Here is a 16378-nt window from a genome sequence, read left to right as displayed (position 1 = left end):
TGCAGCTGACTAGCAGCGCCAGGCTTGCAACCTGCGTTCTGACTGAAAATGATGCTGCAATCCGGTCACCGGATCGGTAAAAGCCAGTTGTTGCGCTAACAGTTGCAACGGCTGGCTGAAATCCACCGCCGTTTTAGGCAATAAGGTTGGATAATATTTATCATGCAACAGTGGCAAGCCTAGCTCTTGCATATGCACACGCAGCTGATGGGTTTTACCGGTATGGGGGGTTAATTGGAATAAACCCAAGCCATCCTGTTGTGCCAGTAATTGAATGTCAGAGCGGGCATTGACCTCACCTGCCACCACTTGCATCAAAAAAGCAGGTTGCGATTTCTCTAACCGGTTCGCCACTTGCCTGTGCTGCCCCGTTGGCCAGACGGCCGCAGTTGGCATTGCCGCCACCGCCAGATAACGTTTTTCAATTTGACCACCGGCAAACAACTGATAATAAGCCGCCCTGCTACTGGCGTTGGTACTAAACAACACTAAACCGGCGGTTTCCCGATCTAACCTGTGCACCGCCACCAGATCAGGCAACTGATATTGCTGCCGCAGCCGTTCCAGCAAGCATTCGTTGACAAACTCACCACCGGGCGTTACCGGTAAAAAATGCGGTTTACAAGCCAGCAGAATATGCTCGTCCTGATAAATCACAGTCTCGCGAAAAGGGATTTTTGGCTCAGCCGATACTTCGCGGTAATAACACAGCCTTCTGCTGGGCAAAAACGGGCTGTCAAAGGCAACCACGGCACCACCAAACCAATGCACTTTGCCCGCCGCAAACCTGGCTTGCCAAATCTCCCGGCTGATGCGCGGGAATTGACTGCAGACAAATTCTCCCAGATTCGGCCAGCCTTGATTGCGCGGTGGCAAGGTAATTTCAGAAGCGCGCTCTGCAATGCTCATAGCAGATCCTTGTGGCAAAAAACCGCATCATAGCATAAGGCGCAGCTTCAGCTCAGCCAGACCGCCAGCGCACCACTGAGCACAATCACCGGTGTCGCCAGCAATAAACGCTGGCGCAGTGCCTGACTGCCGGTCAGCAGCACCATGCCACATTTGACCAGAGTATTGCTCAGCGCTGCGATGCAGATAGCACCAGCTGCCAGCGTCAAATCATTTTGTCTGGCAAACTCGGTCATGGATAAGGTAATGGCGTCAACATCGGTGGCCCCAGCTACGGCCGCCAGCAGATATAAACCATGACTGGAGGCATATTGTTCGGTCAGTTTGACCGCCAGCAAAATAGCAGCAAACAACAAGCCAAATTTACTGGCTGCCCACAGGCTAAACGGGTTGCTCAGTGGTACCTGCCGTTGTTGCAATTGTCGCCTGGTACTGCCGTGCCAATAAAAATAACCGGCAAACAGTGCCGTCGCCAGCCCCATCCCCCCCAGCGGTAGCCAAAGCGCCTGCAGCAACGGCAGATAGACCAGGGCCACCATCACCAGCACCCGGATCACCATCACCAGCCAGGCCAGCAGAATACCGGCGGCAAACATATCTCCGGCCAGCGGATCAGGGTCGTTGTTACTTTGTCTGGCAAAACTTAAACTCACTGCGGTGGAAGACACCAGACCACCAGTCAGTCCGGCCACCGCAGTACCACGGGCCTGTCCGAGCAAACGCACCGCCAGATAACCAAGCAATGACAGTGCCGAAATCAAAATCACCAGCAACCAGAGTTTAAATGGATTTAATGCCAGCCAGGGGTCAACAGTACGATCCGGCAGCAGCGGTAACACAATAAAAGTCGCCAGCAACAATTTCAACCCGGCATATAAATCACTGCTATCAATTTTACTGACCAGGCCATGCAGCGGTTGTTTGAAGGTCAGCACCGCCGAAGTCAGGATAGCCAGCGCCACCGCCAATTCGGCAAAACCAAACATCACGGCCCCACCCAGTAAACAAACCGTGATAGCGCTAAACTCACTGGTCAGGCCCAGTCTGCTGGCCGGCGGTACATCGTCAGTAGTCAGAGTTGGCTGCGGATTGCGTTGTTTTAATACATAGGATGTCAGCACTATCGCGGATACGGCCAGCACTGTGCCGGTAAACACCGCCGGGCTTTGTAAAAACATACTGAGCCAGGCGCTGATAGCGCCAAGTTGAGCCAACAGAATAAAAGTCCGTAAGCCGGCAAAACCGCTGTGTTGCTCCAGACTTTTATGTTTTTCCCGTTCAATGCCGACTAAAGCGCCAATGGCCAGTGCCAGCAAAAACTTTTGCACCAGAGCTACATCAAATTCAAACACTTAGGCTTTCCTTGTCGCTGCGTAGTTGAAGGCATTGTGCCGCTGCCCCAAGCACAATGCAATGGCTGGCCGCACGCAAAGTGCGTAGCCACGTTATTGCGACATGGCTGCTGGCAAAGGGCCTTCCTCAGTTGCAACAGCCACCTGATTGCGACCTTGCGCTTTGGCTTGATACAACGCCTGATCAGCCAGCTCCAGCAAAACTTCAGGTTGTTGGCCGATGGCAGGCACTAAAGCTGCAATGCCAATACTGACAGTGACCCTGCCCAAGGGTGAACTCTGATGCGGAATATTGAGCGAGGCAAAGGCCATTCGCATCAGCTCAGCTTGCTGGCGCAGGTACTTCACATCGGCTTGTGGCACCACCAGCGCAAACTCTTCACCACCAAAGCGAGCCGCTAAATCTGTGGTGCGTCTGGCGCCTAACCTCAGCAGTTGACCTATCTGGCGTAAACATTCATCTCCTTGCAAATGACCATAACTGTCGTTGTAGTTTTTAAACCAGTCGACATCTATCATCATCAACCCCAGCGGCTGCTGCAACCGACTGGCACGCTGCCATTCTGCCAACAGATAATTGTCAAACCGCCGCCGGTTAGCCAGTTGCGTCAGCGCATCTGTGACACTGAGTTGTTCCAGTTGCTGATTGGCTTCTTCCAGTTCGCGGGTTCGCTGTTGCACCCGCTGCTCCAGCCGGCGATTACTGCTCAAAAGCTCAGAAGTCCAGAGTTTGCGTAATTTACGTTGTTCACTTTGCAGCGCCTGCACTATCAGCACCACGGCCGCCAGCAAACCACAAAACAACTGCATCGACATATCAGTATCTTGCTGATTTGCAGTAATAAAGGGGCCATAACCTGCAGTGGTTCCAGCCCAAATCAGCAAGAAGGTCAGCGCCTGAAAAATAAAGACAAAAGACGCTGTACTACTAAGGGCGACAAATAACAACGGCACCAGCAATAACGCCGGTTGCAGATACACGGCCGGCAGCCATTGCTGACCCGGGCCAAATAAAAACAACGCCAACAGCAACAGGCTACCGAGCGCGACAAATTTCAACCTGACTTTTTTCAGCAATCGCCGCCAATGCGGCTCCAACACACAACCGATCAACAAAGGCGCCATAATCAGCATGCCAACGGTGTTACTGACACTCCAATTCAGTACCCCACGAAAATAGCCCTGGGGCCAGGCTAAGCCTGCCAACCAATAAACGCCAACGCCACAGCTGGCTGCGACGCCACCACAGAGCACAGTCGAAGGAATAAACCGCCGGATCATCCAGCGTTGATCAGCAAATGACAGTTCCAACTGCTGCAACTGACCGCAACACCACAATGCCAGCCAGCCGGACAAGGTATTGCCAGTGGCAGTCGCCAAGCTAATCAACAACATCAAGCTAGCACTGATCTTAGCTTCCGCCTGCAGAAAAAAACCACATACCACCAACAGAGAGGCGGCAAAAACAGCGGGCCAGATTTGACGGCCATAGAGTAAAAAAGCGGCCGCAGCCACACCAGCAGAAGGCCAGACATTGATAGTTTTAAACACCACCATAGGCAAGAATGCCAGCAGTAGATACAAAGCAAAAATCGCCCATTGGCGCGATAGCTGCTGTCGCCAGCCTGGCGACAGTTGAAGTGGCTCCCCAGCGGCCACTGCGACTTTTTTATTTCGCTGACGGGGAAACTGCGACTCGGTCAACACTACTATCCTGGTCCGTGTTTAGATTCAGCCTTAAGCATTGCTGCTTTCAGCCCTGTGTCAATATTAAACTGCAAATCCGTTTGCAGCCAATGCCAGTCGCCGCTGTCTCACCAGCGGCTGACAAGTGGTCAGTTAATTGTGGTTCAGATCGGTCCGGTACAAACGGAACCAGGCCAGCATATGTTCGACTTTGCTGATCATCCGGCTTGGTTTGTTGGCAATACCATGCGGCGCGCCTGGGATCCGCACCATAGCTGTATCAATTTTGCGCAGCTTCAGTGCCTGATAAAACTGCTCTGATTCACTGATCGGCGTCCGTCGATCGGCTTCACCGGTGATTAAAATGGTGGGTGTTTTCACATTGCCCACCAAAGACAGCGGCGAACGTTGCCAATAATGTTCCATATGCTCCCATGGTACACCCGGGAATTGGAAATAAGTCTGATACAAATAACTGTCACCGGTCAGTACCTTACTTAACCAGTTAATCACAGGCTTCACCACAGCTGCAGCTTTAAAACGATCGGTCAGACCAATGGCATAAGCCGTGGCAATACCACCGGCCGAACCACCGGCGATAAACAGATTGTTGCTATCGATAAAGCCAAGCTGCAGCATGGCATCCACACCACTGTTGTGATCGGCAAAATCTTCTTTTGAACTGTATTTACCATGCAATAACAAGGCAAACCTTTCACCATAACTGGTGCTGCCACGATGATTGGCATAAAACACCACATAACCCTCGGCGGCATACCGCTGCATTTCGGCACTGAAATGCGGCCCATAGGCCAGATGCGGCCCGCCATGAATTTCCAGCAACAGCGGATATTTTTTCGCCGGGTCAAAGTCTGGCGGTGTCAGATACCAACCTTGCATTGGCTCTTGATCAAAAGATGATGTGTAATTCATTTCATGCACTTGCGCCAACTTTTTATGCGCCAGCAGATCGGCATTTAATGCTGTCACTACCCGACTTTTACCTTGTTGCCAGATGGCGATATCGGCAGGCCGGCTGGCATCACCATCGGTAAAGGCAATGACGCCATTTTGCTGGTGAAACTCACCACTCAGATAAGGTTGTGGCAAACCTGTGCCCGACAACCGATCCGTCAGTACATTAAACTTGCCAGCCAAAGATAAAGTCGCCAGTTTACGCAAACCGCGTTCATCGTATTGCACCAGCAATTGCCGGTTATCCAGCCAGTCCAGCGCGGCAATATCCAGATCAGCGTCGGCAGCAATATCCTCAATCTGACCGGTCTTGAGAGTCAGCACTTTCACCTTGCCATTGGCAAAAGGCACTTTTTCATTGTGTCCCCAGATAAACGCTAATCTTTGGCCATCCGGCGAAAAGCTGGCTTTTTCTTCCAGTCCGGCCAAACGGGTGAGCTGTTGCAGCGACAGATCGGATAACCTTAACTGATATAAATCTTTATCTCTGGGCTGATATTCAAAATCAGCCGCTAAGTTGGCAGAAAAAATCAGTGACTGGCCATCCGGACTAAATAATAAATCAGCGCCATGATGGCGCTCAGCAAAAGTCAGTTGCCGCTCTTTGCCACCCGTGGCAGGTAAGATAAACAACTGCCGGTAAGAAGAAGATAAGAATCCCTGCCCATCCGCCTGGTAATCCGCGCGGTCAATCACCACCGCAGGTTCAGACCAGTTCGCTTTAGCTGGCTTTTTCGGCATTTTCACCAGACTGCTGACTTTGGCAGGTCCGGCCGCAACATTCATACTAAAAGCCAGTTGACGTCCATCCGGTGACCAGGTCAGATTGGCCGGGCTGCCGGCCAGTTGGCTCAACTGAGCGGTGCGGTTTTGTTGCAACCAGTGCACGTGAATTTGGCGGGAACCGCTGCGATCCGATACAAAAGCCAGCTGAGAACCATCCGCTGACCAGCGTGGCTGGCTGTATTGAAACTGGTCGTCAAACAAAGGCCACTGCTGAGAGGTTTTGACATCAATCAGCCATAAACTACCCCGGCTATCGTCCGTCATAATGTCATTACTTTGCCTGACATAAACCACAGTCCGGCCATCGGGAGAGACTTGTGGATCTGAAGCGTACTCTAAGGCAAAAATATCTTCCGGCTGAAAATAACTGGCCGCAGTTTGTTTTGTTTCAGCACTGGCGGTTGCCAGCATCGGCGATATCGCGGTATTGAGCAGCAACAAAGCCCCCCAAAATCGGCGTGGTAATAACATCAATCATCCCCTTGCAAAATAACTAACTTACCTGTTGTTGCCACGGACAACAAATGCTGTTCGACCAATGGCCGGAAAAAACCTGCCAGTCACTGCTGTCTGAGCACGACAAAACACAAAAACTAACCGTTGTTTTAAGCTGTCACCAGTTCAAGTTGCTGCACTAATTCAGCCGCCACTGGCCGCGCTGACAATTCAGGTGTCAAACACCGCCCGGCCAGTTGTGTTAAGGCTGTCAACCGGCTATCAGCCGCACTGTCGCTTGCAACGAATGGCAATAAATCTTCAATAAAATAACCAAAAGCACGCATTTCCTGTGCTTTGGCCTGTTGTTGCTGCCAAAGGGGTAACGCATCCAGCGCCGTGGCAGCGCCGAAATCGCCCAGATACAACTGACCAGCGGCATTGTGTAACACATTATGCGCGTAGAGATCACCATGGATGATTTGACGCTGATGCAACTGCAATAACACAGCTGCCAGTTGCCGCACCAGGCTCAGAACCTGCTCGGCGCTTAAGCTGAGTTCCGGCGCAAAAGTATCACGCGTGATCGTCTCAAAAGAAGGCGGCAAACCCAGCGCGCTGAAGCGTTTTGGGATCAATTGCATCGCCAGTGCAGGTAAATCATTGCTCTGAACCCGCGCCAGCACCGGGATAAGATTCGGATGGGCGCCAGCGTTGAGGTAATTTTGTAACTCCTCTTTTGGACAGCCATCACTGGTGATCCAGCCTTTAAAACGCTTCAGCGCCAACTCAGTGCCAACTGGCAGCGTGCTGCGGTTGCCATCAGGGGCAGTCTGATCAAGGGGTTGTTGCAACTGTGCGCGGTAAATCACCCCGGAAGCGCCCTGCCCTAATATATCCAGACTGGTGATAGCGTCTTCTGCTAACAACGGCAGTTGCTGACTGGTTTTATCCGCGACCGGGCAGGCTGGATTCGCCCCCAGTGCCAGCCAGGCCAGCTTGGGCAACTGGAATAACCAATCGGGGAAAGCGTCGAATCGATTCAATGCCAGGCGCAACAAACCCAGTTGCTGGCACTGTTGCATCGAGTCCGGCAGCGCTTTGAGCTGGTTGCCAGCCAACGCCAGTTTTTGCAGCGCCCGGTAACGGCCAAAATCAGCGGGTAATTCTGACAACTGATTATCGGTCAGGATCAGCCATTGCAATTGCACAGGCAACACGTCAGCAGCAAACTCAGTCAGGCTGTTGCCTTTAAAACTCAGCATCACCAGCGCCGGACACTGCGCCAGCACCGCTGGAATATGTTCAAAGTGATTATTGGTCAGAAACAGCCGTTTTAACCGGCGAAATCTGGCCAGATCTGACGGCAATGCACAGAGTTTATTATCAGATAAATCAAGAATTTCCAGTTGTTCAGTGCAGCGGTACAATAGTTCTGGAAACTCAGTCAGTCCAGCCGCCAGTTTTATCCGCAGCGCAGCCATTGGCGGGGTAGCCACGGGGCCGGCAGGCACAGCGCTGTTGATGCCGGTAGTGTCAAGCCAGGCGGCGAGCGCTTCCAGGCTGTTTGCAGTAAAAGATAACATGGGTCACTCGCAAATAGCGATATTCTACGCTAGCCGATCCCGGCAAAAAAGCGGAAACTGTGTTTTCCGACCAAGTACGAAAGCAAAGACGACAACATGACATTGTTCATTTGCTGCTGCCCGCAGTGGCTAGCTACGAATGGCTGACTTCTTGCGTGCAATAATGCCGTGCTGCCGCAATAGCTCCGGCCAGAGCAGCTTTTGCTTGTGGACTGTTTTTCCAGCAACTGCTGCGCAGCATGTCTGCGACGGTCTGCGCCAGGGTGCTGACCTCACAATGCTGTAACTGCGCCAACGAGCTGATGCCAATTTGTTCCAGCCGACGGATCACCGTCGGGCCAACGCCTTTCACCTGTAATAACACAGCGGCTTCGGCCGGGGGAAAAATCATCGTGGTCCTGTCCATGCTTAATCAATCCAATCTTGGGCGATGCAAGCCCGCTTAGCTATTGCTTTGTTCCGCCCGGATAATGGCATGCAGCAGCACAATGAAGGGTAATCCGATCAGCAAACTGGCTTTGAGCCAAATCGGAATTGACGGGATCATCAAGCTCAAGGCTGCGATCGCCAATGCAACGGCAAATTGTTCCAGGCCCCGGCACAACTGTGCTGCATAAAGCTCAGGCTGACGAAGCTTGGCCGGTTGCCAGCCACAAAACAACGAATAATCTTTACTGCGTTTGATATGTTGTGCCAGCGCCCAAATCGGCCAGCAGCCAAGCATAATAATCAGTACAGCAACAAGGAACATGACCAGCATGATGTATCTCAGTCTGTGATAGCGGTGCACATGACCAGCATAAAGCAAACAAGGAACAACACCAGCGGCCATTGAGTGCTCAGACCTGTCGCAGTCTGAGCTTCAACACAGCATGGTTTTGCTTTAAACGAGTTGCTTGGCGTAACTTTGCCGCTCAATTTCAGCCACTTCCACCGTCAGGGAGACAGCCGTCAGTTCAAGCGCCGCTAATTGTGCCAGTACTGTGGCCGCTAACTGCTGACGTTGCTCTGCACTGCGACCGGTTAAAATGCGCGCCGTGACATGAATAAAATCAGTACGCTCAGTGCCGACCTGATAATGTTCATAAGGCAATAAGCGGATTTTGATGTCCGGTCCGGTAAATAATCCACTCCCCGCAGCGCCTTGCCAGACGGCTTGTTGTAATTCCGGCAACGCCACTTTGTGCTGCAAGGGGCTGGCGTATTCGACGATAAAGTGTGGCATGACTATCCTAAAAAATTTCAGCACAAGTTAAAACGAAAAAACCTGCATAGGGTACCGCAATCATTGGCTAAAACGTAACTTTATAGCGGTTTTTCTGTTGTGTTTTTCACGACAGGCCAAAACCAACGGCTGCACAGGGCGCAAATTTTTTGGAAAAACCAGACACAAATCACCAGTAATAGCAGCACGGACCAGGCAAAGAATTCTGGCCGTAGCGGATTGGCGCTGCCGACCTCGACCCCGGCACTGATCAGTAGCAGCAGCGCCAGTAGCAAGGCGACGCCCCATTCAAAGGCAAACAGCAGCAGTTTTTGTTTGACCGAAGTTGTTGCAGTGTTCGGTTCTGTCATCCTTTATCCCTTTTTAAAGCCATTGATATACCAAAAAAACCATGTTACAGCCGCCAGCATGAGCCGTTGCTGAATCAACATCAGCATGGTTTACGCCTGAGCCTCGACTACCGTCAGCGGTCTCTGAGTGCGAGCCCAGCCAGTGATTGCAATCCGCTCGGCTTGGGCGAATGGCGCTACCATAGTGACCGCATGCAGTGCCGGCACCTGAAACAGGTTCAGCGTATTAGACTGCGGCGAAAAACCAGTTTTCACCACGCCATCGGGTTGATGGAATAATAATAAACCACCCCAATCCGGTTGCCAGTAAGGACTCAGATGAAACACCAGCGCCAGCACCCGGCCTTTACCAGCCACCGCATCATCATGACTGGTCAAAAAGTGGCCTGGCCGATAGCGGGTGACCTGCGCATCACAATACACAATGCCAGGATCGCCGGAGATATCCCGCAGCAGTTGTAAAAAGGTGGCAGAATTCAGCCAGTGATAATATTGCTGCAACAACGGCGGACAGTCCAACCCAGCTTCCATCCGGTCCGATAACCGATAAGAATCAAAGCAATACTGAAAGCCACTGGCAGCGCCCTGATGGATCAGATGGGTCAGTTGTTGTTGCTGTTCCGGGCTTAAACTCGCCAGCTCAGTCAAATCCAGATCCATCGATTTATCGCCACTATTTAACGACAACTGATACGGCAGACTTGCCGCCACCTGGTATAACGCCAGGCAATCGCTTGCTGGCAACAAATCCCGCAGCTGTAACACACCGTTTGCCTGCAGTTGGGCCGCTGATAAGGCCGAATGCGCTTCTATCTCAGGATTAAGTTCAAGTTTCATTACCACTCCGGATACCAGACTGCAACCGCTGAACGGGTATTGTCCTACCAGCAGGTTGAGCCATGACTGACTGCAATATTTCAATGCAAAATGAACACCAGCGTTCCCATTCAGACCGCTTTATGAAGGGTACCTTCACCATAAGTGATAAACAACATCCGGCAAGGCTGCTGGGTACTGACTCTATGCCAGCAATTGGCAGGGATCAGGGCTGCTGCCGGCGCTTGCATTGGCAAACATTGTAAACCTGCTGGCGTTTCCAGCCACAATTCAGCCGCGCCTGTCAGCAGATACACCAGTTCATCGCCAGCCGGATGCAGCTCCCACTGCGCCCAATCTGCGCTAAAGCTGAATTCAGTCACCAGCCAGCGCCGGCCAACAGCATCCAAGGCCGCCGGCGATTGTTGCCAGAACGCCTCACCGCCAGGTAATAACTGCAATTGGCCTGCTGGCAATAAACTCAGGTAATGTTGTTGCGGATCTAACAGCATTGCTTGACTCCAAAGCTAGCAGGGCTGGAGATACTGGCAGTGCTGTTGGCATATTTCGGATGCAACAAGGCTGTCAGGATATGATCTTGCCACTGGCCATTGATTTGTAAATAATGCCGGGCCCGCCCTTCCACCTCAAAGCCAAGCCGCTGCAGTAAACGCGCTGAACGCTGATTCGACGGTAAATAATTCGCCATAATCCGATTCAGGTGCAGCTCGGTAAAGGCGTGCCGGATCAGTTGCCGGCACAGTTCTGTCATCAGGCCCTGCCCTTCGAAAGCTTTGGCGACGCCAAAACCAAGATAACCGGCGCAAAAAGGCCCGTAAATAATATTGCTTAATGTCGCCTGCGCCACAATTTGCTGTTCAGTCCGGGCGATCAGCGCATAACAAAGCCGCTGTTGCTGCAACTGTTGCTGCGCGGCCAGCCGATGTAAAAGTGCAGGCTCAGTGTAAAAATCGGCTGGCCGCAGCGGCTCAAATGGTTGGAAATGTGCATGATTTTGTAAATAAAAATCGGCCAACAAGGCGGCATCGGCAGCTGTCGGACTGACAATCTCAAATGCTGCCATCGGGTTTGTCAGGCTGACCACATCAGTTCCTTGTGCTTGTTCTGAGTAAAGTACGGATTTTGCACCGCACATTGTGCATAGGCGCAGCGGTGTTCAGTTGGATCATCCGGCCCAGTGAATAATTCCGATACCAGAGACCAGCATACAATTGCGGCTCAGTGAACTGCTCAATCAGCTCAAGCACAGTATCAATCTGCTGCTGGTAGAGAGTGAACAATTCGGCCACACTGCGACCTTGCTGCTGCGCATAAAAATGTTCTGCCAAATCACCCAATTGATGCCACTGATAGCCGGGGGCTGGCAGCTTCGGTGTTAATCCTTGTTGCCAGTCATAGATCCAGCATTGCAACTGTGCCGCCCAGCCAATCAGATAAGCCAGACTATCACAAACACTGATTTGCAAACCTCTGCGATTACCAGCTAACAACGGCTGGCGACAAATCTCAACAGGTAACCGCTGATAATCAGCCTGTAACAGAGTGAAATTTTGCCTGATCGCTTGTTGTAATGCAGTTTTATTGTGCGCAATTCTGCTCATGGTCCATCCCTGCGCCTGCTGAGTTCTCTCGGTCTTCCAGCGCAAAACTACCGTGTTTTCAACGCATTTGCAACAGACTGCTACGAGGCGATGCAAGCCACTGGTCTGGCCCTGTGTTTTGCCCATTGTTGTAGTTGATGCAGCACCAGCGCCTGACTGCTGGCCGGAAAACTATGGCCCTGCGCCGGTAACAACAGGGCCCGTAGCGGGGACTGACCTGCGGCGCCCACACAAGCCTGATACAACTGCTGTAAGCGCCGGAAGCCTTGTTGCACACCGCTGACAGGCATCAGTGTATCCTGCTCACCTTGCAGGATCAGCAGCGGTTTGGGTGCCGCCAGCGCCAGCACATCAGGTAAATCCAGCTGCGCATTCAACCCGGGATGCAACAGATAAAATGCCGTTTGCCCCTGGCTCAGATTACTGTCAGCCGTGGTTAAGTTCGCAAATTGGTTAAACCAACCGATGCCGACCGCCGAACTGACCACCTCAGATAAAGCGGCCAGTTGCCAGGCCCGATAAGCCCCAAGCGAAAATCCGACGGCACTCAGTTGACCGCCAGCCACCTCTGGGCGGCGCGCTAACCAGGTGGCCAGCATTTGATCTTCCAAAGCGACAAAGCCGGACAAGGATAAACCCCGCGCCTGAAAATTAGCCGCCAACTGTTGCTGCTGTGAGTAAGGCAAAGGACCACGTTCACCAAAACCGAGCATATCGCCTGCTAACACCACAAAACCTGCCGCTGCCAGCTGTTCGCCAAAAAACTGGCCGGAGAAATATTTGTCAGCCCATTGTACAGCCAGCTTAAACTTCCCGGGTTGCAATGGCCGGATCCATTTGTCTTTGCCCAGCCGAAATTCAGCACCATGATCATGCAACAGCAGTACAGCCGGCGCTTGCTGCTGTGCTGAAGCTGTTTTTGGCACTAACAACCAGACTTGCTGCCAGACCGGCGTCAGTAACTGTACTTGCCAATGCTCACGCCAGTAACTGCCTTGTTCCAGTCGTTGCACTAATCTGGCCTGACTGACTGGCGGCAGGCTTTGCTGCGGCCATAAATAAGACTGTCTCAGCAGTTGCCGGCCTTGTTGTTGCCAGTTGGCAAAGTCTTGTCCGGCTTGCCAACTGGCGCTGGCTTGCACCGGCAATGCTTGCAATTCAGCAGGCCAGAACACAGTTTCAGCGGCCAACAGCGGCCAGCAACAAAATAACAACAGCCATAAGTAGCCTTTCATCGGTTTTCCACGTCGTGCAGGATGATCGCAACTGGCACCATCAAAAAAATGTGGTCAACAGTTAACAGCTTCACAGCGCAGTGGCAATCGGCGCGTGATAAAACGGCAGTTATTCTGGCGGCAATTCCATCTTTGAACCGACTGAACTAGCGCCAATAGCGAGGCAGATACTGGCGTTCAGTCATTGCTTTGCTGACAAAGCCAGGCCACCACCAGGCTTGGACTGGTGGCAACTGCAGAGGTGGAGACTTGAGTGGTTGTTTGGCTGGTTCCAACACGTCGCAACCTCATCCGACTGTGCTGGCTTAAGTGGGCCAGTTGCAGCGCCTCACCAAGGGCCAGTTGCCAGTGATATCGCTGTTTAGCCGCAGTCATCAGTTGGATTTCAACCGCCGCTTCATCGGCATAGCATAACAAGGTACAGAGCGGCGGCCCCGCCCATTGCAGGCTTTGCCAATCAGGCGACAAAGGCTCAGCCCATAAATTGCCTTGCCAGCCCGTGGCCAGCATCAGATTGATATCGGTGACAGCGCCGGCCAATAAAGTGGCTCTGCTGTTGGCTGAACCGGCAAAACGTACGCTTTGATACTGACTGGATAACACTGCCTGTTGCTGATCAATCTGCAACGCCATCCCGCCGCCCTGGCGCAAGGCCAATAACCGCTGATGAGCCACAAAGCGGCTGAACTGGCCGTCCTGCAGCACAGTGGCAGAACTAAAGCGCCAGTGAAAATCCTGCGCTGCCACAGTAGCTCCCGGCGGACTAATCGCCAGTTGCCGGGTGCTGCCACCGGCCCAATGGCTGATGGTCATCTGCTCAGGGCGGATGAGTTCAGCTTGCACAGTGCTAATCCTGTATCTGTTTAGGCTTTACTGACCGCGCCATTGGGCATGACAAAGCGCATCATGTTTTTCCCGGCTCAGTAAAATCCGCGCCAGCACTAAATCAGCAGACCCGGCTTCGCCGCTTAAACCGATCAGGGCTTCGAAATGTAGTTCAGGCTCAAGCTCAGCCTGAATTAAATCAATCCAGTCAGCGGCAGGGGCCACTAAATCGACATAAGCCCGTTGTTCATAATGTTGCTGATACAACTGATAATCAGCCGCCGATAAATTCTCTGCCGCCAGCTCTTCAAAAATACTAAAGGCATGGTCACACAGTTCATCGATACTCCAAAGTTCAAGCTCGGAGTTAGGGTTGGCTTGCTGGTGCTGCTGTTCTGACATAAAAGAGTTCCCGGCGCGAAAAAGGGCAGTATACCAACACTGCCCCGACGGCTCCAGTGCGTAAACCAAGCTCAACGCGACGATTTAGCCGGCAACTGATAGCGGTGGTGATACCAGAGGATGCAACCAAGGCCAATCAGCGACGGCAACAGCCAGCTTAACAACTGAGCATTGGCACTGAACGCAAACAAACGTCGGCCGCCAAAAGCGGTAAATGCAGTAAAAACCGCAATACCTGACCCCAACATAGCACCAATGTGTTCGCGAATGATCTGCAACCGGCTGACATTGGTACGGAAAATATAGTGCAGTGCGCCAATACCACTGAATATCGCCACAGCGCTGAAAATTTGCAGCAACAGCTGAGCATGGCTGATGCCAAGCCAAAGCACATAACAAGCCAGCAGTAACAGCACACTAATAGCCGCCAGATGGCTGCCGGATTTGAGTAACAACCGTGCCGGACCAGCTTTGAGTACCAGCACGGCCTGGCGGATGGACACCCAACTGAGCACACTGAGCAAGGCTAAAAAGCTCCAGAATAACCGGATCTGCCCCATTTGGGCGGCCATATCAGTGCCAGCGGCAAAACGTTCAGCTTTAAAATACAGCGGCGCCGCCAGCACCAGCCCACAACAAACAATGCCGGATAACGAAACGATATACAGCAAATTGGCATACCAACGGCCGCTTTGCCGATGCCAGGCACTGCCTTTGGTCGCCAGCATCGGGGCCCAGAATAACAGCAGTGCCAGACTGCCAGCGACAATATGTGCCCACACAAAACCCTGATACAGATAAACCATGATGCTTTCCTCCATTGCGACTGCAGTTGTTGTTGACTGCGAAGTGGCAGCTTAAAACAGCAACAGGAGCCAGCCCAGTGCCACAAGTCATCAGCAGCAACATGACTTGTGGCCTATTGCTCCAAAGCAGACGCAACGGCATACTACTGCGACTGCCATCATGCCCCTGCTGTATTTCGGGTTGGAAAACACTGAATGACCACAACCAGCTTTACCACCACCAGCCAACTCTCACTGTTGGCGAACAGCAACCAACGGCCCCGCCGCTGGTTTGCCAAAGAAAACTGGGCCGCCATCATTACCTGGCTGGCCTTTAGTTACGTGCAATTTTTAACCATCAGCCGGCAATATGGCATGCAAAGTGGCATAACAATGCTGATAGTGCTGAGTTTGCTGCTGTTTATCACGTTGTTTTTATCCAGCCAACAAGCATTATCTGTCCGCCGGCAATGGCTGCAACTGGGGGGCATGTGGTTGTTGCTGACGCTCAATGCGGTGTTGGTACCGGATGGTTTTGCCCCGGGCTTGGGGGTGTTGTGGGTGGCGTTGCTGCCCTGGTTTATCCCGGAACGTTATGTGTACTGGATGATTGTGCCCTCGCTGGCACCTTATGCGCTGGTGAATCTGCTGGATGAACCTTCAGCCCGACTGCTGATTATGCTGGTGACTTGCGGGACTTTTCAGTTTTTTGCCATTTTTGCCATGAGTAAAGCCAGAGCCGAAGCCATTGCCAGAGAAACATTGGCACTCACCCACCAACAACTGCTGGATGCACAAGGGCAGTTGGCAGAACAAGCGGCTGATACTGAACGCTTGCGGATCGCCCGCGACTTACATGACAGTCTGGGCCATCATCTGACCGCGCTGGTGATCCAGTTGCAGGTGGCTGAATACCAGGCTGGTGCGGCGCAAAAAAACCAATTACAGCATTGCCATCAACTGGCCAAACAGTTACTGCAGGACATCCGCCATAGCGTGACACAATTACGCGAACCCCAGAGCCCGCAACTGGCCCTGCAATGCCGTGCCTTAGCGGCCAATTTCCCGCAGTTACAGCTCGATTGCCAAATCCGGCCGGATTTACAATTACACCCTTTGACCACAGCCCTGCTATTCCGGGTTTGTCAGGAAGCACTGACTAACAGTATCCGTCACGCCGGTGCCAGCCATGCCAAGGTAGAAGTCTGGCGTCACCAGCAGCAGATACTGTTCCGCTATCAGGATAATGGTCATTGCGCCCACTGGCCATTGACAGAAGGCAATGGCTTGCGTGGCATGCGGGAGAGGATTGAACAGGCTGGGGCCAAGTTGTTATTTAGCCAAAGCGCCACTCAGGGTTTGCAGATTGATGTCGAGTTCATGGAGTAA

Annotated in this window: 18 protein-coding genes; 1 reads left to right on the top strand and 17 read right to left on the bottom strand. The window is 52.4% G+C overall.

Features of this window, described 5'->3' with window-relative positions:
• Positions 1 to 9 precede the first annotated feature (9 nt).
• From AC53GJ_RS06580 to AC53GJ_RS06500, 17 genes are all read right to left on the bottom strand, one after another.
• Entirely contained in the window at positions 10 to 909 is a 900-nt protein-coding gene (locus tag AC53GJ_RS06580; protein ID WP_496731757.1) for a pseudouridine synthase, read from the bottom strand.
• A 47-nt stretch (positions 910 to 956) separates the two neighbouring features.
• Positions 957 to 2261 carry an MgtC/SapB family protein gene (locus AC53GJ_RS06575; protein WP_496731755.1) on the bottom strand — a complete coding sequence of 435 codons (1305 nt, stop codon included), beginning with the start codon at positions 2259 to 2261 and terminating at the stop codon, positions 957 to 959.
• A gap of 93 nt (positions 2262 to 2354) precedes the next feature.
• Positions 2355 to 3965: a sensor domain-containing diguanylate cyclase gene (locus AC53GJ_RS06570; protein ID WP_496731753.1), complete on the bottom strand. Its 1611-nt coding sequence runs from the start codon at positions 3963 to 3965 to the stop codon at positions 2355 to 2357.
• 135 nt (positions 3966 to 4100) lie between these two features.
• On the bottom strand, positions 4101 to 6179 hold the full coding sequence (locus tag AC53GJ_RS06565; protein WP_496731752.1) for a S9 family peptidase: 2079 nt from the start codon (positions 6177 to 6179) through the stop codon (positions 4101 to 4103).
• Positions 6180 to 6313: 134 nt separating this feature from the next.
• Positions 6314 to 7729: a leucine-rich repeat-containing protein kinase family protein gene (locus tag AC53GJ_RS06560; RefSeq protein WP_496731751.1), complete on the bottom strand. Its 1416-nt coding sequence runs from the start codon at positions 7727 to 7729 to the stop codon at positions 6314 to 6316.
• Positions 7730 to 7862: 133 nt separating this feature from the next.
• Complete coding sequence (locus AC53GJ_RS06555) at positions 7863 to 8120, bottom strand: helix-hairpin-helix domain-containing protein (protein WP_496731750.1); 258 nt, start codon at positions 8118 to 8120, stop codon at positions 7863 to 7865.
• A 51-nt stretch (positions 8121 to 8171) separates the two neighbouring features.
• Positions 8172 to 8489, bottom strand: coding sequence for a hypothetical protein (locus tag AC53GJ_RS06550; protein WP_496731749.1), 318 nt, complete (start codon positions 8487 to 8489; stop codon positions 8172 to 8174).
• Between the two features lie 123 nt (positions 8490 to 8612).
• Positions 8613 to 8954, bottom strand: a complete 342-nt coding sequence (locus AC53GJ_RS06545) for a 5-carboxymethyl-2-hydroxymuconate Delta-isomerase (protein ID WP_496731748.1) — start codon at positions 8952 to 8954, stop codon at positions 8613 to 8615.
• A gap of 80 nt (positions 8955 to 9034) precedes the next feature.
• Positions 9035 to 9304: a hypothetical protein gene (locus AC53GJ_RS06540; RefSeq protein WP_496731747.1), complete on the bottom strand. Its 270-nt coding sequence runs from the start codon at positions 9302 to 9304 to the stop codon at positions 9035 to 9037.
• A gap of 90 nt (positions 9305 to 9394) precedes the next feature.
• Positions 9395 to 10141, bottom strand: coding sequence for a 2OG-Fe(II) oxygenase (locus AC53GJ_RS06535; RefSeq protein WP_496731745.1), 747 nt, complete (start codon positions 10139 to 10141; stop codon positions 9395 to 9397).
• Between the two features lie 110 nt (positions 10142 to 10251).
• A complete protein-coding gene (locus AC53GJ_RS06530; protein ID WP_496731744.1) occupies positions 10252 to 10632 on the bottom strand; it encodes a cupin domain-containing protein in 381 nt (126 codons plus the stop codon).
• Positions 10623 to 11225: a GNAT family N-acetyltransferase gene (locus tag AC53GJ_RS06525; protein ID WP_496731743.1), complete on the bottom strand. Its 603-nt coding sequence runs from the start codon at positions 11223 to 11225 to the stop codon at positions 10623 to 10625. The genes AC53GJ_RS06530 and AC53GJ_RS06525 overlap by 10 nt, the downstream gene beginning before the upstream one ends.
• A gap of 1 nt (position 11226) precedes the next feature.
• Positions 11227 to 11742, bottom strand: coding sequence for a ClbS/DfsB family four-helix bundle protein (locus AC53GJ_RS06520; protein ID WP_496731741.1), 516 nt, complete (start codon positions 11740 to 11742; stop codon positions 11227 to 11229).
• An 80-nt stretch (positions 11743 to 11822) separates the two neighbouring features.
• On the bottom strand, positions 11823 to 12977 hold the full coding sequence (locus tag AC53GJ_RS06515) for an alpha/beta hydrolase family protein (protein WP_496731740.1): 1155 nt from the start codon (positions 12975 to 12977) through the stop codon (positions 11823 to 11825).
• Positions 12978 to 13154: 177 nt separating this feature from the next.
• Complete coding sequence (locus AC53GJ_RS06510; RefSeq protein ID WP_496731739.1) at positions 13155 to 13820, bottom strand: HutD/Ves family protein; 666 nt, start codon at positions 13818 to 13820, stop codon at positions 13155 to 13157.
• Positions 13821 to 13847: 27 nt separating this feature from the next.
• Positions 13848 to 14204 carry a DUF440 family protein gene (locus AC53GJ_RS06505; RefSeq protein WP_496731737.1) on the bottom strand — a complete coding sequence of 119 codons (357 nt, stop codon included), beginning with the start codon at positions 14202 to 14204 and terminating at the stop codon, positions 13848 to 13850.
• A gap of 71 nt (positions 14205 to 14275) precedes the next feature.
• On the bottom strand, positions 14276 to 15010 hold the full coding sequence (locus AC53GJ_RS06500) for a hypothetical protein (protein WP_496731736.1): 735 nt from the start codon (positions 15008 to 15010) through the stop codon (positions 14276 to 14278).
• Positions 15011 to 15205: 195 nt separating this feature from the next.
• Here AC53GJ_RS06500 and AC53GJ_RS06495 point away from each other — a divergent pair, with 195 nt between their 5' ends.
• Positions 15206 to 16378, top strand: coding sequence for a sensor histidine kinase (locus tag AC53GJ_RS06495; RefSeq protein ID WP_496731735.1), 1173 nt, complete (start codon positions 15206 to 15208; stop codon positions 16376 to 16378).

This window comes from Rheinheimera sp. B2H12 (genome assembly GCF_059620065.1).
This window is presented reverse-complemented; position numbering and strand designations above follow the sequence as displayed.